This is a genomic window from Rhizobium sp. CFBP 8762 (genome assembly GCF_014841565.1).
Classification (GTDB): Bacteria; Pseudomonadota; Alphaproteobacteria; order Rhizobiales; family Rhizobiaceae; genus CFBP-8762.
This window is the reverse complement of record NZ_JACYUD010000002.1, coordinates 475925-492636: the sequence shown is the minus strand read 5'-3', so window position 1 is coordinate 492636 and position 16712 is coordinate 475925. Positions and strand designations below refer to the sequence as shown.

Below are 16712 nucleotides of genomic sequence, written 5' to 3'. Positions count from 1 at the left end.
TCGCTCAAGAGAAAAGGGCTGTGTCAGGCTGGCGAGCAGCCTCGATATCGTGTGCAGTCGGGCGGCGTTTGACCTCTATTCTGGCCGTGTCCTTGGTCCAGTCGATGAGGTCGAGAGCCTGAAACTGGCCCAGCCAGTAATCCATGCACCAGCGACCATGGCGCGCGTGAAACAGTTCAGCGTTGCGAATGATATGATCGAACTGATGCACAGGCGGTGAGAGCACCGCATGATGCTGGTGGTAGGCGCGGGCGTGTCCCGTCCAGTAGAGGGGAATGCCGTTTTCTTTCAGCTTGGCGGCAAAATCGGTTTCTTCTCCACCATAACCGACATAGGCTTCATCCATGCCGCCGAGCGCGCGCCATGTTGCGGCACGAATGGCAAAGGACAGGCCCCACAGTTCTCCGTGGTCGGGCTCGGCGCAAATGCCCGTTTCCGGCGGAGCCGGTTTGGCAGGGTGGCGCACGCCCTGTTGGTCGAACAACGCGTAATCGACGCCAGTGTTCGCCACACCAGCGGGCAGATAGAGGACCTCACCCAGAAACACGCCATCCTCTCGCGCCGCCGCGTTTGTAAAGGCTTCCACAAGTGTAGGACTGGCAATGCAGTCAACGTCCAGAAATATCAGTGTGTCGCCAAGCGCCGCCACCGCCGCAGCGTTGCGGGCTTTTGCAAGCGGCATCGGCTCACCGGCCACGAAAATGTGGCGCACAGGACAATCCAGCTTTGGCAGATTGGCAAACGGCTCATCCTGCATCCACGCAATGACCAGTTCCAGCGGCTGGACGGTCTGGTGTGCCAGGCTTTCCATCAGGTTGCGCAGGTGTTGTTCGCGTCCGCGAACCAGCGTCAGGATACTGGGTGGCATGACGCACTCGCCTTCCGCCGGAAGTAATCGACTCCTTCCATGATTCCGCGCGCATGGGACTCGCGGCTGAGATAGGAGTGCTTCAGGTCCGGCAGATGGGCCAGCCCGTCAGAATAGTTGGCAACAATGATGGACTGCGGAACAGCGCGCAGCATTTCAATATCGTTGCCGGAATCACCCGCCACAAACACCGAGTCCATGCTGAGGCCATAGCGTTGGCGGACGAACTCAACCGCCGTTCCCTTGGAGGCCTTGTAGGGCAGAATATCCAGGTAGCGCCGGTGGCTGTGGATCACCGAGGCCATCAGGCCCACGCGCTCCAGCGCCGCTTGCACCCGCTTGACTACGGTTGCCGATCCATCACTGAAATAGCTGAGCTTGAAGGCCCGCTGTTCGAGTGCTGCCTGCGGCGTAATGCCGGTGACGGACTCCACTACACGGCGGACAGGCTCACGGTCCCAATCCTCGGTAATCTGCGCCAGCCAGTCGCGGTCCAGACTGTAGGTCACGCCATTTTCATCGAGATGGTATATTTCAGAGCCGACGGAGGTGATCATAACCTCCGGGCGCGGCACGTCTTCCTGCTCCAGCACGGCCATGGCGCTGTGGAACGAGCGGCCGGTGGCAACGCCGAAAGCCAGATGGGGCTGCAACCGCCGCCATGCGCCAAAGGCGTGCAGGTGTGGCACAGAGCCAACCAGCGTATTATCGATATCGCTGATCAACAGTTGCCCGGTTCCGCTTGTGTCTGCGGGACGTGTGACAGCAGGCTCAATCAGATCGCGCAGCAAACCGCGATAGCGCTGGACATGGCCTTTCCAGTCGTAATGCGCCACTGCACGTTCGCCACCCTCGGCAAATTGCTGGTAAATGGTGCTATCGGACAGGATGCGCAGCGCGGCCTCGGCAATCGCACTTGGATCGTTCGGGTCCACCAGCAGGCCATTGCCGCAGGTCTCGACGATATCGTTCGGACCGCCGCTATCAGTTGCGACAATGGGAAGCCCGGCAGCCGATGCCTCAAGCAAAGTCAGGCCAAACGGTTCGTTGAGTGCCGGATTGGCGAACAGGCCGCCGCGATCGCGCGCATAGGCGTAGTAGGCCGGAATATCCGCCGGGGTATGGGATTTGGGATAGGCTATTTTGCCGTAGAGATCATATTGATCAATCAGTGCCAGCAATTCGTGCATGGACCCTGCCATATCGCCATCCAGATCATCGATCACGGTGCGAGTGCCTGCGACCAGAACAAGGTTTGCCTGCGCCTGCAATGCCTTGCTTTTGCCGAATGCCTCCACGAGCGCCGAGAGGTTCTTGCGGCGGACGGGGCGGGCAATGGCCAGAATGACAGGCTTCTGTGGGTCCGTCAGAAATCGAGCCAGTTCGGTTTCAACCGTTTCGTTCACGGTGGCGTCTTTGAAAGCCGCAAGATCGCTTCCCGGAGGAATAACCCGGATGCTGCCGGGATCGTAATTACGGTAGCCTGCATATTGCAGTTCTGCCTCATCGCGCGACGATGCAACAACGAGGCTCGCTTCCTTCAGGGCAATTTCTTCGCCGGCGATCCGTTCCTGAAAGCCTTCGGAAACTGTAACCGTGCTGCCCATCACCGACTGTTTGACCAGACCCAATGAATGACCCGTGAAAACGAAGGGAATGCCGAGCCTGTCCTTGATGATAGCCGCCGCACTGGCGGCAATGGCGTAATGCGCGTGGATGATATCTGGCCGCCCGTTTGCTTCGATATGGGTGCACAGCGCGTCTGCAAAACTTTCAACTTGCGTGTGAAGCTCTTCCTTCGTGAGGTAATCGCCGGATTGCGTTTCAAGCCGGATGATTTCGATCTGGTCGGAAACCCGCTCATGTGGTTGTTCGTACAGAGGGCCGTGGCCGGTAAAGGCGCGTGTTGCAATTACGATGCGATCGTGTGGCGAAGCCTCGCAATGGGCATGGACAAGATCGAGAAGATAGCGAATATGTCCGCCCGTATCGGAGGTTATTCCGTACTCAACATCTTGTCCTTTCAGACACCCTTGCAACGCGATATGAAGGACAAACACTGACACACCCCCGGAACTCAACAAAACGCTAAACTGATCGGAAGTTCGAACTCATGAAGCCCTTAAAGGTTGCACAGGTTGCACCGAATATTTTCCCGGTGCCGCCGAAGGACCATGGCGGCACAGAACGCGTCATCTACGATCTTTCCATCGGCCTGCGGAAAATGGGTGTGGACGTTACCCTGTTTGCGCCTTCCGACAGCGTGATCGACGTTCCGCGCATCGGTTCCATGCCCAGCCTTCAGGCGCTGGAAGCACTCCATGGGTCCTTGCCGCCCTCCATTCCGGCGGTGCTGGAAGCGGTGCGCATGGAAGAGTTGCGGCTGCGGCTGAACGAATTCGATATCATCCACTGTCATGGCGAGTTTTTTCATGCGGCCTTGCTCGGTGAGGCACGCTCGCGCTCGCTGACCACCATTCACTGGCGGGTGGACGAGCTGGACCGGGAGCTGTTCTTCAAGGCTTTCTCCGATCTGCCGGTGGCGGCCATCTCGCGCGCGCAGCAGGAAGCGCTGCCACAGGCCAACCGCACCAGCGTTGTGTATCATGGGATAGACCCGGCGCGGTTTACCTTTTCGCCGGACGAAGGCCAGTATCTGGCCTTTATCGGCCGCATGACAGACCAGAAGCGGCCGGATGTCGCCATCAAGGTTGCCCGCGACTGCGGCAAATCCATCCGGCTGGCCGGAACGGTGGATGTTGGAAATCCGCTGTACTTCCAAACCATGGTTGAACCCTATCTGTCCGACAGCGCTGTCTATGTCGGGCCGCTGAACGATGCGGGCAAAGCCGGTTTTCTGGCACAGGCGGAGGCCCTGCTGTTTCCGGTGGATTGGCCGGAGCCATTCGGCCTTGTGATGATCGAGGCCATGGCGTGCGGCACACCGGTCATCGCGTGGAACCGTGGCTCGGTGTCGGAAATCGTAGAAGACGGCGTCACCGGTTTTGTGGTGGAAAACGAGGTGCAGGCCATGGAGGCGGTTGCCAGGATCGGCACGCTGGATCGCCACCGTGTGCGTGCGCGCTTTGACGAGCGCTTTATCGCAGACCGCATGGCGCAGGACTATTTCGCGCTCTACCTGAAACTGCTGGGACGATGAACATGCGCGTGGGATTGTTAACCTGGGACTATCCCCCGGCACCAAGCGGCCTGTCCACCGCTGCCCGCGAAATCGCCGAAAGCCTTGCGGGGCAAGGCTGCGATGTCACCGTATTTACGCAGGACCGCATGGGCGAGGAGCAGGTGGGCGGCGTGCGGATTATCGGCTGCAAGGTGCAAGAAAGCGATGCCTTGGGCTGGCTCAGAAAACGCGGTGCAATTGGCCATCTTGCGGGGCCATGGGCCTTTCGTGCGGCTGTGCAGCGTATCCACGCGCGCGCACCGCTCGATATTCTTGAAGCGACGAACTGGTACGCGCCGGCCGTGCTTCTGGCAGGGTCGGCACGTCTTGCGCTGGTGACGCGCAATTCAACACCGGCTGCGTTTTCACAAGGTCCGGCTAAAACTCTTCGTGATACTCTCGACAACCGCGCAGCCAATGCGCTGGAAAAATATCAGGCTCGCCACAGCGCCGGACTGATTTCCAACACAGCCGATCACGGCAACCGCATCAGCGCCTTGTATGGCGTGGATAGCACCACCCCCCATGCCGTCATCGGTCTTTCACTGGCGCCGGAGGTGTTGGCGCGGGCGGAGGCAGCCGACTACCCGGAGGCACAAACGCCGATCCGTATTCTGTTTGTTGGCCGAGCGGAGAAACGTAAGGGTTTTGACTTTCTGATGGATGGTGCAGCACGTCTTGCCAGTGAGGTTGAAGCCGGAGCGAACGGCGATTTCGAGCTGGTTCTGGTTGGCGTTGGCGAGGACGATTTGAGCGCGGATATGCCCTTGAGCCTGCGCCGCCGCGTGCGGGCCATGGGTCGCCAGCCGGAGGATGTGCTGGCCCGCGAATATGCCAGCGCCCATATCGTCGCAGCACCTTCCCGCTATGAAAGTTTCGGGCTGGTCTATCAGGAAGCACTGGCCTATGGCCGTCCGGTTGTGGCCTGTGCGCTGGATGCCAGCGCGCGGGAGTTCATCGGCGCGACAAAGGCCGGAACGCTGGCGGCGGATGCGACGGGACCTGATTTTGCCGATGCGTTGCGGCCCTTGCTGGCTTCTCATGATACGCGATTGGCCTATCGCGCGGCCGCTTTAAAAGCTGCCTCCCGGTTCACGCGGGAGACGCTGGGGCGTGAAACTCTAGCGCTTTACGACAAGGTTCTTACCCGCAAAACGGGCGCATAAGCTCGCCCGCCTCGTCCAATCGCCCGCGACCGGGGTCGAGCGCTTCATACCGCGCAGACCTGCTTTGCACATGGGCGAGGGTAAGGTGATGATCGATTGCGCCGTGAAGGGCGATCATGCTGGCCTGCCAGGGCCGCTCAGGCCGCTCGTGCACTTTGCCCGCATAGCGCAGGGATGACCGGTTCAGCCGGTATTGAAAATCGGGGTAAAGATCGGACAAGACGCCATCAACCAAATTGCGGCGCGCAAGACCAATGGATACTACGCCATCTCCCCGCGCAACCGCCGCTAAGGACGGAAGCAGTGCCGCTGTCTCAACAGACAGGGTTTCATCCGCGTCCAGTTGCAACACCCATGGCGTGGCGCAAATATTTTGTAGATGGTTGCGCTGCCTTGCAAAATCACCAGTGAATGGGCGCGTGACGATGCGGGTTCGGTCTTGCACCTGTTGCTCGGGCTTTTGATCATCTGTGTTCACAAGAACCACCAGTTCGCGTGCCCAGTCGAGATGGACAGTGTTCTGCGCTATGACGGATGTAAGATCACTCTCGCGACACATGACAGCCAGCGTAATCGCATCGCCAGTGACGCCGCTGATGTTGCGCAGATACGCACTTGCCGCCAGATCACTGTGTGGGTTCTGCAAGGCCGTCTCCTGTGCTTCACTGTCCGGCACTACGGAGCGGCAAAACCGGGTGGCGGCGGAGCGCAGGGTGTAAATATCGAAGCCGAAACCGTCCTCAGGGTTTGACACAAAATGGTCTGCTTGCAAACGCAATGTGAGAATGCCTGCAAAATCTGTGTCGTCATTCAGCAGCACTCCGCAGAACTCACAGGCCATGGAAAAGCGCTTGTAAACCCCGTGATAGAACAAGCCGCGCTCCGTCTCGCTCAGCGACCGTCCCTTGCATAGCGGGCAGCGTCTTTCCATTGTCTATGTCCTCTTTATATACGTGACGTGGATGACATAGGCTTGGGATGAAAATTGTGCAGGCAGGATCAGTAGCAATCGTTGGAAATGACCCGGCCTTCTGTGATTTTGGTGGTGTTCTGAACGCGTTCGAGCGTGTCTACCGCTTCAACAATGCAGCCGGTTTTGCGGAGGCCAGTGGAGCGCGCATCACGCATCTTGTGCTGGTCAACCGTGGCGGACAACCGGCGGAATGGGTGGCGGACGAGGGCTTTGCGCACCGCCCCGCCGTGCAGGCCGCGCGCGAATTTGTGCTGACCTTTCCGCCGCTGCCAACCCATCCCGATATTTGCTGGACCGAACAGTTGAAGGCCAAGCTCGCACCGACGGGCGCGCCGGTCCACTGTCTGGATGAAGAGACGCAGGAAAAAGCCCGACAGATGCTGCAAAGTTACGGGGCGATGCCTCACCATGCACCGAGTTCCGGCTACCTTTTGACATTCGATCTTCTGGCACGGAACAATTCCGTGCCAGAAATCTTTGGTTTCGGCTTTCAAGGTTGGGACGGTCATTGCTGGGAGGCGGAACGTCGCTGGTTCGAGGACGCCAACGCCGCGCGACGATTGAAACTTCGGTGATACCACAAAATGCGTTAGCCTTGATTTTGCCCGTGTTCTGACATTCGGTTGTTACGCAAGTTTTATACACTGCCCGCAGGAAAAGGGAGAGTCAGATGATGTGCACGGCAATGTCCATTGATGAGGTCTTGAGCGATCCGCTCATCCGGCAGGTGATGCAGGCAGACCGCGTGTCGCTGAGCGACATGCAGGCGCTTTTGCAGGACGTGGCGCGCAAGCAGCGCGAAGCGCAGAAACCGCGCCAGTACAATTAAGTCAGGAAGCGGTCTGTCGGCGCGAATGTTCGTTTCGCACGGATGCTTTCTCCGGCTTTGCGGCCACTGTCATGGTCGCCGCCATGGAGATCGCGCCGATCAATCCCACCGCTGCGAAGGCGTAAAAGCCCCATGGATGGCCAATGCCCATCGATACCAGCGTTCCACCGACCAAAGGCCCGGCAATCGCACCGATGCGGCCCACGCCCGCAGCCATGCCCAGCGCCGTTGCGCGAATGGCTGGTGGATGGTTGGCGGCGGTGAACGCATAGACCAGAACCTGCGCTGAAAAGACGAAGCACCCGGTGACAAACACCATGGGATACAGCAGTGCAACCGGCACCTTGACCGATAGTGCGGCCAACAGAACCGCGCCGCAGAAGAACCACAGCACTGCAGCCGCTTTCAGCCCGATGCGGTCTCCCACCTGTCCGGCAACCAGCAGACCGCACACTGCCCCGGCATTCAGAAGCAGCAGCAGCCACAGGCCCCGTTGCAGACCGTAATCCGCAGCAACCATCAGCGCGGGCAGCCATGTATTCAGCGCGTAAACCAGCAGCAGGCCCATGAAGGATGTAACCCAGATCGCCAGACTGTTGCGCAGCAGAGGCGGGCGGAAGAGGGAGCCCAGATCGCCCTTCTGCTTGCCAACCGGACCGGGATCGGTTGATGCTTCCAGCGGCAGACCGTGCTGATCGGCAATCGCCTGGGCCTCCGCCTGACGACCGACAGCAACCAGGAATGCGGGCGATTCCGGTAGATAGCGCATCAACAGCGGGACCAGCGCAAATCCGGGCAGGGCACCTGCAAAAAACATGGAGCGCCAGCCAAACAAGGGCAGGAAGATCAGCCCCAGAAGCGCGGTGGCAACCGCGCCGACATGATAGCCGGTCATGACCATGGTGGAGGATCGTCCGGGTTTGCCGCGCGAAAACTCGGTGACCATGGCAATGGCAGTTGGAAGACACCCGCCGAGACCAAAACCGGCCAGAAACCGGAATAGCCCCAGTTGCCAATAATTCTGCGCCAGACCACAGGCCAACGTCATGAGTGAAAAGGCAAGAACCGCCCAGATCAGCGCCTTGCGCCGCCCGATGCGGTCGGTCGCAAAGCCGATCATCAACGCCCCAAGCGTCATGCCAACCAGACTGATAGTGGAAACGAACGTTGCCTGCTGCGCCGTCATCCACGGCGCATCACCGCCGGTTAGCGTCGGGATCAGCGCGCCAAGCACGACAAGATCGAACCCATCCAGTACCACGGCCGTCCAACACAAGGCGCGCACGCGCGCCGAATGGCTGCTCTGGTCATCCATGTCTGTCTCCTCCCAATCCTCAACAACGATACTGCGACGATCAGACAACCATGTAAAATGAGATTTGCTCGGGCTTGCATAACCCTCAGGTTATAAGAGATACGGGGCGAATATTTAGCCCCGTATCTTGACCGAGACCTATACGCTGTCCTTCGGCTTTTCGTGGTGGCCACCAAAGGCAAAGCGCATGGCGGATAGAAGCTTGTCGGCATACTCGGAATTGCCCTGTGAACTAAACCGCTGGAACAGCGCCGCCGACAAAACCGGAACCGGAACGCCGGTGTCGATAGCCGCCTTCAGCGTCCAGCGACCTTCGCCGGAATCCGAAACGCGACCACCGAAATTGGTCAGCGCGGCATCGTCCGCCAGCACATCGGCGGTCAGGTCCAGAAGCCAGGAACTGATGACGCTGCCATGCTTCCATACTTCTGTGACAGCGGCCAGATCGATATCGAACTTGTAGTATTGCGGTGTCTGCAGCGGGCTGGTTTCCGCATCCAGTGCGCGCACGGCATTGCCGGCATTGGCGGCTTTCATCAGGTTCAAGCCTTCGGCATAGGCGGCCATCATGCCATATTCAATGCCGTTGTGAACCATCTTGACGAAGTGGCCGGAGCCGCTTGGGCCGCAATGCAGGTAGCCGAGCGATGCCGTCGTGCCGCCAACAACATCCCCACCCTGGCCGCCGCTTGGCGACAGGCTGGCGAAAATTGGATCGAGGTGGCGAACGGCTTCATCCGGACCGCCGATCATCAGGCAATAGCCGCGCTCCAGACCCCACACGCCACCGCTGGTGCCAACGTCAACATAGTGCAAACCCTGCGCTTTCAAAACTTCAGCGCGGTCCACGTCGTCGTGGTAGTTGGAGTTGCCGCCATCGATGATGATATCGCCAGCATCCAGAAGCTTTGCCAGCGCATCCACATTGCCACCGGTAATGGCGGCGGGCAGCATCAGCCACGCGCAGGCAGGCTTTTTCAACTTGGCGGTAAATTCTTCGAGCGAGGTGGAGCCGATCGCGCCTTCGGACACGAGAGCGGCAACGTTGGCGGGGTTGATGTCGTACACAACGCATTCATGCCCTGCGCGCAAAAGACGCCGCACCATGTTGGCGCCCATCCGGCCGAGTCCCATCATTCCGATTTGCATGTGATATTCCTTGGTTTGTTACACGTATGATTGCTGGTTCCACCGACGGATGATCGGCTCGTCCAGACAGTGCTCGTAGCCCAGAACACTGATACTGGCCGTATCCAGATAGAAGTTGGCTCCCTGTTCCGGCGGCAGGCGCAGCCACCGCGCCGCCAGAACGCGCAGGAAATGCGCACTCGAAAAGATCAGAACCGGCGCATTCAGGTCTCGTATGCTCTGAATGATACGGTCTGCCCGCGCGCCGACGTCATCAGCACTTTCGCCTTGCGGGCAGCCATCGCGAAACACCTGCCAGCCGGGCCGTTGCTTCAGAATGTCCGGCGTGGTGATACCCTCATAGACACCATAATCCCATTCTGCCAGATCGGGCTTGATCTCTGGCGGTACAAAACCGGCCAGTTCACAGGTCTGGCGCGCGCGCTGCGACGGGCTGGACCAGACGGCGGAGAATGACTGGCTGTGAAGATGCGCAGACAGCGCGCGTGCGGCCTGCTCACCCGCTTGCGTCAGTGCCACATCGGTTCTGCCGGTGTGCTTGCCGGACCGGCTCCATTCGGTTTCGCCATGGCGAACCAGATGGATCAACGGAAATGCACTGGTCATGAGGCGCCTTTCACCGTGCGGCCAATCTTGAACTGCGTCGTGCTGTAACAGAAAAACGTTTCGGAAAAAACACTGTTCGATACAGTTCAAGATAGCGCGGCAAGGCCGCTTTACAGCCCCGGATTCGCCGATTTACTCTATGGTGATTCGGGGGCTAACTCTATGTTATATTGTAAATATTTAATATGCGCTGCGGCAGTTGCCGTCGTTGCGCAGGGGGCATTGCTGTGCCGTGCGCAGGCGGGCGAAACGGTGTTCGATGAGCTGAGATTCGGTGTTTCTACGTCCGTTCAAAGCGGATCAGAGCGCGAAGATGCGGTTTTTCCGGAAGCTTCGGTGTTTTTTGACCCGTTTGGTCAGCATCTGGCAACGGAGTGGGGCGAAAAGCTGCTGCGCCCTCGTATCGCCGTTGGTACGTCTGTGGGCACATCAGGGCAGGCAACACAGGTTTTCGCGGGCCTATCCTGGACGGCCGATCTCACCGAGCGGGTGTTTGCGGAAGTCGGGTTTGGCGGTGTCTGGCACGATGGCGCGCTCACGACCAATGACGATGGGCCGGAACTCGGGTGTCACGCACTTTTTCGTGAATACGTGGGCGCAGGCTACAGGATTGATGCCCACTGGAATATTCTGGCGCAAGTGGCGCACGCATCTCATGCCAAACTTTGTGATGGACCCAATGATGGCATGACGCGGGCGGGCGTGCAGGTCGGCTATCGATTCTAAGCATGGAGATAAGGGCGGACGTGCCGCCCTCATTTGATCAACTGGCCGGAAAATCGGTTTCCACGCCAACCTTCGTCCAGGCTTTCACCTCGGCCAACCGTTCTTCCAGCTTGCTCGTCACGGCATCCACGCCCCATTTGCCCAGCACGAGATGGCGCGGCGGGGTGTCGATTTCGGTAATGTGGATCATCGCGTCCGCCGCCCGGTCCGGGTCTCCGGCCTGTTTGCCGCTGACACTTTGCGTAAAGGCCATGCGGGCGCTGGCGGTCTCGGCGTATTCATCGATTGTGCTCTTCGTCTGGCGTAGCGAGCGGCCAGCCCAGTCGGTGCGGAACGGCCCAGGCTCAACACATGTAACCTTAATGCCGAGCGGCGCGCCTTCTGCCGCCAGCGCATCGGAGAAGCCTTCAACGGCGTGCTTGCTGGCCGCATAATAGCCGGAGCCGGGATAGCCGATAAAGCCTGCGACGGATGTGATGTTGATGATATGCCCGTGGCGCTGCTGGCGCATGGCGGGCAGCACCGCGCGTGTCATGGCAAACAGTCCGAACACATTGGTGTCGAACTGATCGCGAATTTCGGCATCATCGCCCTCTTCAATCGGAGCCTGATAGCCATAGCCCGCATTGTTGACGAGAACGTCGATACGCCCGAACTTCGACAGGGCCGCCTTGGCGGAAGCTTCAATATCTGCCGGGTCCGTCACGTCGAGCGCCAGCGCCAGCACGGTATCCTCATGGCCTTTGGCGAGATCGGCCACGCGGGAAACGTCACGGGCAGTCACGACTGTCGGCCAGCCGCGCTCGATGACGCGCCTGGCAAGGGACTGGCCAAAGCCGGTGGAGCATCCGGTAATAAACCAGACGGGCAGGGTGGGAGATGTCATGTTTGATCCTCACAGTGACAGAGAAAGCGTTTCAGCGTTTAACGCGGAGCACACGCAATCGTTCGATTTCCACCGGCATAAAACGGAACCTTGCAGGCTCTGGTGAGTTGACGTTCATTCATTAGCTGGAGAGACAATATGGCCGAACAGATCGACGATACGACACGCGCCTATGATCTTATGGAAAAGATCATGTTTTGCATGCTGACCACCGTGAACGATGGTGAACTGCGTGCCCGCCCGATGGCTGCTCATGTGGAGCGAGACGAAAATATGGTCTATTTCCTCACTGATGTGGACAGCCACAAGGATGAAGAAATCGAACAGAACCCGCAGGTTTGTCTGGCATTTGCTGACTCCAAGGGTCAGAAATACGTGTCCGTTAGCGGCACTGCCAGCGTATCCAACGACCGCGAAAAAATTCGTGAACTGTTTTCCACGCCATCCAAGGCCTGGTGGGATAGTGCCGAAGACCCATCGATCCGCGTGCTGAAGGTTGAGCCGCAGTCGGCAGAGTATTGGGATAGCCCGGGCACAGTCGTCAGCTACATCAAAATGTTTGCGGCCGCCGTGTCGGACAGCAAGCCCGATATGGGCCGCAACGCCAAGGTCGACCTGTAGGAAACGCTTATGAAAATCAGCGATTTTGACAATAAGACGCCAAAGCTGGTGCTGGAAGAGTTCTTTCAGGGCCAGCTTGAGGGCTGGGGTGTGACCCTCAGCCGCTTCGGCGCGTTTCAGAACCAGTTCAAGATTTCTGCCGAAGGGCGCTGGGATGCTGCGGCGAATACACTGGCGCTCAAGGAAATCTACACGTTCGATGATGGCCATACCGATACGTTGACATGGACGATCATCAAGCGGGACGGCGGCACCTATGAAGGGCGCGAAACGCGCATTGAAGGCATTGCCGCCGGTGAGCAGGCGGGCAACGCCTTTCGCTGGCAATATAGCCGCGACGTGCCGGACGCGGATGGACAAACCTCCAAACTCGGCTTTGATGACTGGTTCTGGCTGCAGCAGCCCGACGTTCTGGTCGCTCACGCCTCGCTGACGAAACTCGGCGTGGAAATTGCGACGATGAACGTGTTCCACCGCAAGCTTTAATGACAATAACATGACAGAACTGCAACGCGCGGTTCTGTCATGTTATATGAATGACATGGCCCCCTGTTAATCCACTGGTAACGACAAAGCCGCTGTGCGCGGCGCGGATGACCAGTGAGAGCGCCTGTGAAAATCATTCAGATAACCGATACCCACCTCAGCCCGACCAAAACCCACTTCAACGACAACTGGGCACCACTTGCTCATTTCATCGAGTCCGAGAAGCCAGATCTCGTTGTCCATACCGGTGATCTGTCGCTGGACGGTGCCGATACAGTCGATGATCTGACATTTGCCAAGGATCTGCTGAGTGAATTGACCATGCCTGTGCTGGTTGTGCCGGGCAACCATGATGTGGGCCACGACGGTGGCCCGCAGCCGGTGAATGCCGAGCGCCTCGAGCGCTGGCGCACGATTGTTGGCCCGGACTGCTGGTCGCATGATCGTGATGGCTGGCGCTTGATCGGGTTGAACAGCCTTGTCTTCGGGGTGCACCCCCAAGAAGAAGCCAAGCAACTGGCTTGGCTGGAAGAAACACTGGCAACCGCCGGTGACCGGCAGATTGCCATGTTTGCCCACCAGCCGCTGTTTGTGGATGGCGCCGATGAGGGTGACAGCGGGTACTGGGGCATCAAGCCTGCACCGCGCCGCACATTGTTTGATTTGATTGCCGCTCACAATGTCAAACTCTATGCCAACGGGCATTTGCACCGCGCATGGACTGGCACGCATGAGAAGACCGCTCTGGTCTGGGGGCCATCCTCGGCCTTCATCATCGATACGTTGGAGCGCGATATGCCGGGCGAACGCTGGGTTGGCGCGGTGGTTCATGAACTTGGTAAGACCGTCAGCAGCACCATCATGCGCGTCTCGGGCATGTCTGCCCACGTCATTGATGACGTTATTGACGAAGTCTATCCGCGTGAGAAGTTCGCAGCGGAATCCTCGGAGGCGGCGGAATAATCATGTTCGCACTCAGAAACATCGTCAAATCCTTTGGGTCAAACGCAATTCTGCAATCGGTAACGGTCGAGGCCGAAGCCGGTGAGTTCATTGCCTTGGTCGGCCCCTCCGGCTGCGGCAAGTCCACCCTGTTGCGCATCGCTGCCGGGCTTGATCATTGCGACAGTGGCGAAATCTTGCTGGCTGGCAAGCCGGTAACCGGCCTGTCGGCATCGGACCGCAATGTGGCTATGGTGTTCCAGTCCTACGCTCTGTATCCGCATTTGACGGCAGGCCAGAATATTGCCGTTCCACTCGCCATGCGCGAGTTGAGCACGGCCCAGCGCCTGCCGATCATCGGTCGCTTTATGGGTGGCAGCGCCGCCATTCGCAGCAATATTCAGGAGCGGGTGAAGGATATGGGCGTGTCGCTCAAGATCGATCACCTTCTTGACCGCAAGCCCGGCCAGATGTCGGGCGGTCAACGCCAGCGTGTGGCACTGGCGCGCGCGATGGTGCGCCGTCCGGCCGTGTTTTTGATGGACGAACCACTGTCCAATCTCGATGCGAACTTGCGTGTTCATGCGCGCGGCGAAATCGTAGACCTGCACCGCAAGGCCGGAGTGCCGACACTTTACGTTACGCACGATCAATCGGAAGCGCTGTCCATGGCAGACCGGGTGGCGGTGATGATCGGCGGCAAGATGCTGCAACTCGATACGCCGCAGACCATCTACGAAAATCCCACCCATGTGGAGGTTGCCCGGTTCATCGGCCAGCCGCGCATCAATCTGCTGGAAAGCCGCCTGAATGCCAACCGCCTCGTCCGCTTTGGCTCCGTTGAGCTTGTCGCGCCTGCAGCGGGCGAGAATGATACAGTGACACTCGGTTTCCGCCCGGAATTTGTCCGGTTGGCGGCACCCGGTGCGGGCCTATCCGCGCAGGTGGAGCGGCTGGAATTTCTGGGCTCCGAAATCATCCTGTTTGCGCGCCTGCATGGCATGGGCGAGACGATTGTCGTGAAACTAGCGCCTGCCGAGGCCCGCACGCTGACAGCCGGTGCATCGGTCAATCTCAGCGTCGATCCCGCGCACATCATGCTGTTTGATGGCAAGACCGGCGCACGGCTGAAAGCCGATGTGGTCGAAGCCCCCGCCCATATGAAGGCGACGCTTCATGGCTGATATCGCACTTGCTAACCCCGGCGCCATCAGCAATGGCGAGGCCGCGCGCCGCAGCGAGGCCCGCACCGCCTGGTGGCTGGCATCGCCAGCCATCGCACTGATGATGCTGTTTATCATCGTGCCGACACTCGCCGTCATCATTCTCGGGTTCACCGATTACGAGCTTGGCTATGATGGCTTCCAGTTCGTGGGTCTGGAAAACTACGTGGAATTGTTCGGGGACCGCACGTTCCGCCAATCCCTGTGGAACACCACGGTGTATACGCTGATTGTCACTCCGGTCTCCATCGCGCTCGGTCTCGGCGTGGCGCTGTTGATCGAGAGTGAAACGCGCGGCAAAGCCTTTTTCCGCACTGTGTACTTTCTGCCTGTCGCCTCGCTTCTGGTCGCCATGGCAACGGCGTGGCAGTATCTGTTTCACCCGACCATTGGCCCGCTGAATGCCATGCTGGCGCTGGTCGGCATCGAAGGGCCAAACTGGCTCGGTTCGTCTTCCACCGTCCTCTACGGCCTGTCTATCATCGGCGTCTGGCAGACGGTCGGCTTTAATATGGTGCTGTTTCTGGCTGGCCTGACCGCCATTCCGCGTGATTTGTATGCCGCTGCGGAAGTGGATGGCGCAAAATCGGCGTTTGAGCGGTTCCGCCTCGTCACATGGCCGATGCTTGGACCCACCACTTTGTTTGTCGCCACCATCAGCGTCATCAGTTCGGTCAAGGTCTTCGAAACCGTCAAGACGCTCACCGAAGGTGGGCCGAACAAAGCGTCCGAAGTGCTGCTGTTCACCATCTATCAGGAAGGCTTCGTCTACCTGCGCATCGGTTATGCCTCGGCCATGACGGTCGTGTTTCTCGCCATCCTTATTGTGCTGATGATGATCCAGTACCGCGTTCTTGACCGGAAGGTGCATTACGCATGACCCAGACACTGAACTTAGGCCGCATCGTCCGCCTGTCGCTTCTGTCCTTCGGGGCGCTCGTCTTTCTGGCCCCGTATATTTTCATGATTTCGGCAGCGGGCAAGGCGCAGGCGGATATCTTCGCGTCCTCGTTGTCGCTCGTTCCACAGCAGTGGTATTATGTCGAGAATATCCAGAAGGCCATGTCGCGAGTCGATATCCCCACGCTATTATGGAACGGCGTGGTGGTCTGCGGCATCATCCTGATTATTCAGGTTATGGTAGCCGTACCCTGTGCCTATGCCATGGCCAAGCTGCAATTTCGCGGCTCGCGCTTCATGATGGCACTCGTCATGCTGGGCCTGCTGGTGCCAATCCATGCCACCGCGCTGCCGCTGTATGTTGCGTTTGACACGCTGTCGATGCTCAACAGCTATGCCGCTCTCGTCGCTCCGTTCTCCATCTCGGTGTTTGCCATCTTCCTGTTCCTGCAATTTTTCCGCGCGCTGCCGGATGATCTCATCCATGCCGCCCGGCTGGATGGCATGTCGGAGCTTGGCGTTGTTGCCCGCGTCATTCTGCCCAATGCATGGCCTGCTGTTACAGCTTTTGCCATCTTCTCGGTGGTGGCGCACTGGAACGACCTGTTCTGGCCGCTGATCGTGGTGACGAATTCCGATTATGCCACGCCGCCGCTAGGCCTGTTGTTTTTCCGCGCTGCCGAAGCCGGAGATGACTATGGCGCGCTGATGGCGGCGACCCTCATCATTACCCTTCCCCTCGTGCTGGCCTTTCTCATGGCGCAGAAACGCTTCGTCGAGGGCATTGCCATGACCGGTCTCAAAGGCTGACCGGTCGTTCTTAACCCGCCTGAAAACAGAG

At 59.0% G+C, this 16712-nt stretch carries 18 protein-coding genes; 11 read left to right on the top strand and 7 right to left on the bottom strand.

What is annotated here, in order from left to right; all coding sequences use genetic code 11:
• Nucleotides 1-4 precede the first annotated feature (4 nt).
• Entirely contained in the window at nt 5-868 is an 864-nt protein-coding gene (locus tag IFT84_RS07455; protein ID WP_192118023.1) for a glycosyltransferase family 2 protein, read from the bottom strand.
• Nucleotides 850-2928 carry an HAD-IIB family hydrolase gene (locus IFT84_RS07450; RefSeq protein WP_192118022.1) on the bottom strand — a complete coding sequence of 693 codons (2079 nt, stop codon included), beginning with the start codon at nt 2926-2928 and terminating at the stop codon, nt 850-852. Before IFT84_RS07450 ends, IFT84_RS07455 begins: the two co-directional genes overlap by 19 nt.
• A gap of 53 nt (nt 2929-2981) precedes the next feature.
• On the opposite strand from IFT84_RS07450, the gene IFT84_RS07445 reads away from it, so the two are divergent.
• Both IFT84_RS07445 and IFT84_RS07440 read left to right on the top strand, forming a co-directional pair.
• Nucleotides 2982-4028 (top strand): glycosyltransferase family 4 protein, encoded by a 1047-nt coding sequence (locus IFT84_RS07445; protein WP_192118021.1) that lies wholly within the window; start codon nt 2982-2984, stop codon nt 4026-4028.
• Between the two features lie 2 nt (nt 4029-4030).
• On the top strand, nt 4031-5215 hold the full coding sequence (locus IFT84_RS07440) for a glycosyltransferase family 4 protein (RefSeq protein WP_192118020.1): 1185 nt from the start codon (nt 4031-4033) through the stop codon (nt 5213-5215).
• Here IFT84_RS07440 and IFT84_RS07435 read toward each other — a convergent pair.
• Nucleotides 5193-6146, bottom strand: a complete 954-nt coding sequence (locus tag IFT84_RS07435) for a hypothetical protein (protein WP_192118019.1) — start codon at nt 6144-6146, stop codon at nt 5193-5195. The genes IFT84_RS07440 and IFT84_RS07435 overlap by 23 nt on opposite strands.
• Before the next feature lie 47 nt (nt 6147-6193).
• Between IFT84_RS07435 and IFT84_RS07430 the strand changes: the two genes are divergently transcribed.
• Nucleotides 6194-6763: a hypothetical protein gene (locus IFT84_RS07430; RefSeq protein WP_192118018.1), complete on the top strand. Its 570-nt coding sequence runs from the start codon at nt 6194-6196 to the stop codon at nt 6761-6763.
• 95 nt (nt 6764-6858) lie between these two features.
• Nucleotides 6859-7017 (top strand): hypothetical protein, encoded by a 159-nt coding sequence (locus IFT84_RS07425; protein WP_192118017.1) that lies wholly within the window; start codon nt 6859-6861, stop codon nt 7015-7017.
• 1 nt (nt 7018) lies between these two features.
• Here the strand turns inward: IFT84_RS07425 and IFT84_RS07420 are convergent, their stop codons facing one another.
• The 3 genes from IFT84_RS07420 to IFT84_RS07410 all read right to left on the bottom strand — a co-directional run bounded on the left by IFT84_RS07420 (nt 7019) and on the right by IFT84_RS07410 (nt 10087).
• Nucleotides 7019-8332, bottom strand: coding sequence for an MFS transporter (locus IFT84_RS07420; RefSeq protein ID WP_192118016.1), 1314 nt, complete (start codon nt 8330-8332; stop codon nt 7019-7021).
• A 138-nt stretch (nt 8333-8470) separates the two neighbouring features.
• Nucleotides 8471-9481 (bottom strand): phosphogluconate dehydrogenase (NAD(+)-dependent, decarboxylating), encoded by a 1011-nt coding sequence (gnd, locus tag IFT84_RS07415; protein ID WP_192118015.1) that lies wholly within the window; start codon nt 9479-9481, stop codon nt 8471-8473.
• 18 nt (nt 9482-9499) lie between these two features.
• The gene (locus IFT84_RS07410; protein ID WP_192118014.1) at nt 9500-10087 is read right to left on the bottom strand and encodes a histidine phosphatase family protein; all 588 of its coding nucleotides are present in this window, start codon (nt 10085-10087) and stop codon (nt 9500-9502) included.
• Between the two features lie 162 nt (nt 10088-10249).
• Here IFT84_RS07410 and IFT84_RS07405 point away from each other — a divergent pair, with 162 nt between their 5' ends.
• A complete protein-coding gene (locus IFT84_RS07405; RefSeq protein WP_192118013.1) occupies nt 10250-10813 on the top strand; it encodes an acyloxyacyl hydrolase in 564 nt (187 codons plus the stop codon).
• A 37-nt stretch (nt 10814-10850) separates the two neighbouring features.
• On the opposite strand, the gene IFT84_RS07400 is transcribed toward IFT84_RS07405, so the two are convergent.
• Nucleotides 10851-11699 carry an oxidoreductase gene (locus IFT84_RS07400; protein WP_192118012.1) on the bottom strand — a complete coding sequence of 283 codons (849 nt, stop codon included), beginning with the start codon at nt 11697-11699 and terminating at the stop codon, nt 10851-10853.
• Between the two features lie 138 nt (nt 11700-11837).
• On the opposite strand from IFT84_RS07400, the gene IFT84_RS07395 reads away from it, so the two are divergent.
• The 6 genes from IFT84_RS07395 to IFT84_RS07370 all read left to right on the top strand — a co-directional run bounded on the left by IFT84_RS07395 (nt 11838) and on the right by IFT84_RS07370 (nt 16681).
• Nucleotides 11838-12320, top strand: a complete 483-nt coding sequence (locus IFT84_RS07395; RefSeq protein ID WP_192118011.1) for a pyridoxamine 5'-phosphate oxidase family protein — start codon at nt 11838-11840, stop codon at nt 12318-12320.
• A 9-nt stretch (nt 12321-12329) separates the two neighbouring features.
• Nucleotides 12330-12806: a DUF3833 family protein gene (locus IFT84_RS07390; RefSeq protein ID WP_192118010.1), complete on the top strand. Its 477-nt coding sequence runs from the start codon at nt 12330-12332 to the stop codon at nt 12804-12806.
• Between the two features lie 126 nt (nt 12807-12932).
• A complete protein-coding gene (locus IFT84_RS07385) occupies nt 12933-13769 on the top strand; it encodes a metallophosphoesterase (RefSeq protein WP_192118009.1) in 837 nt (278 codons plus the stop codon).
• Entirely contained in the window at nt 13766-14932 is a 1167-nt protein-coding gene (locus IFT84_RS07380) for an ATP-binding cassette domain-containing protein (protein WP_192118351.1), read from the top strand. Before IFT84_RS07385 ends, IFT84_RS07380 begins: the two co-directional genes overlap by 4 nt.
• Nucleotides 14925-15851, top strand: coding sequence for a carbohydrate ABC transporter permease (locus IFT84_RS07375; RefSeq protein WP_192118008.1), 927 nt, complete (start codon nt 14925-14927; stop codon nt 15849-15851). Before IFT84_RS07380 ends, IFT84_RS07375 begins: the two co-directional genes overlap by 8 nt.
• The gene (locus IFT84_RS07370) at nt 15848-16681 is read left to right on the top strand and encodes a carbohydrate ABC transporter permease (protein ID WP_192118007.1); all 834 of its coding nucleotides are present in this window, start codon (nt 15848-15850) and stop codon (nt 16679-16681) included. Before IFT84_RS07375 ends, IFT84_RS07370 begins: the two co-directional genes overlap by 4 nt.
• Nucleotides 16682-16712: the final 31 nt, after the last annotated feature.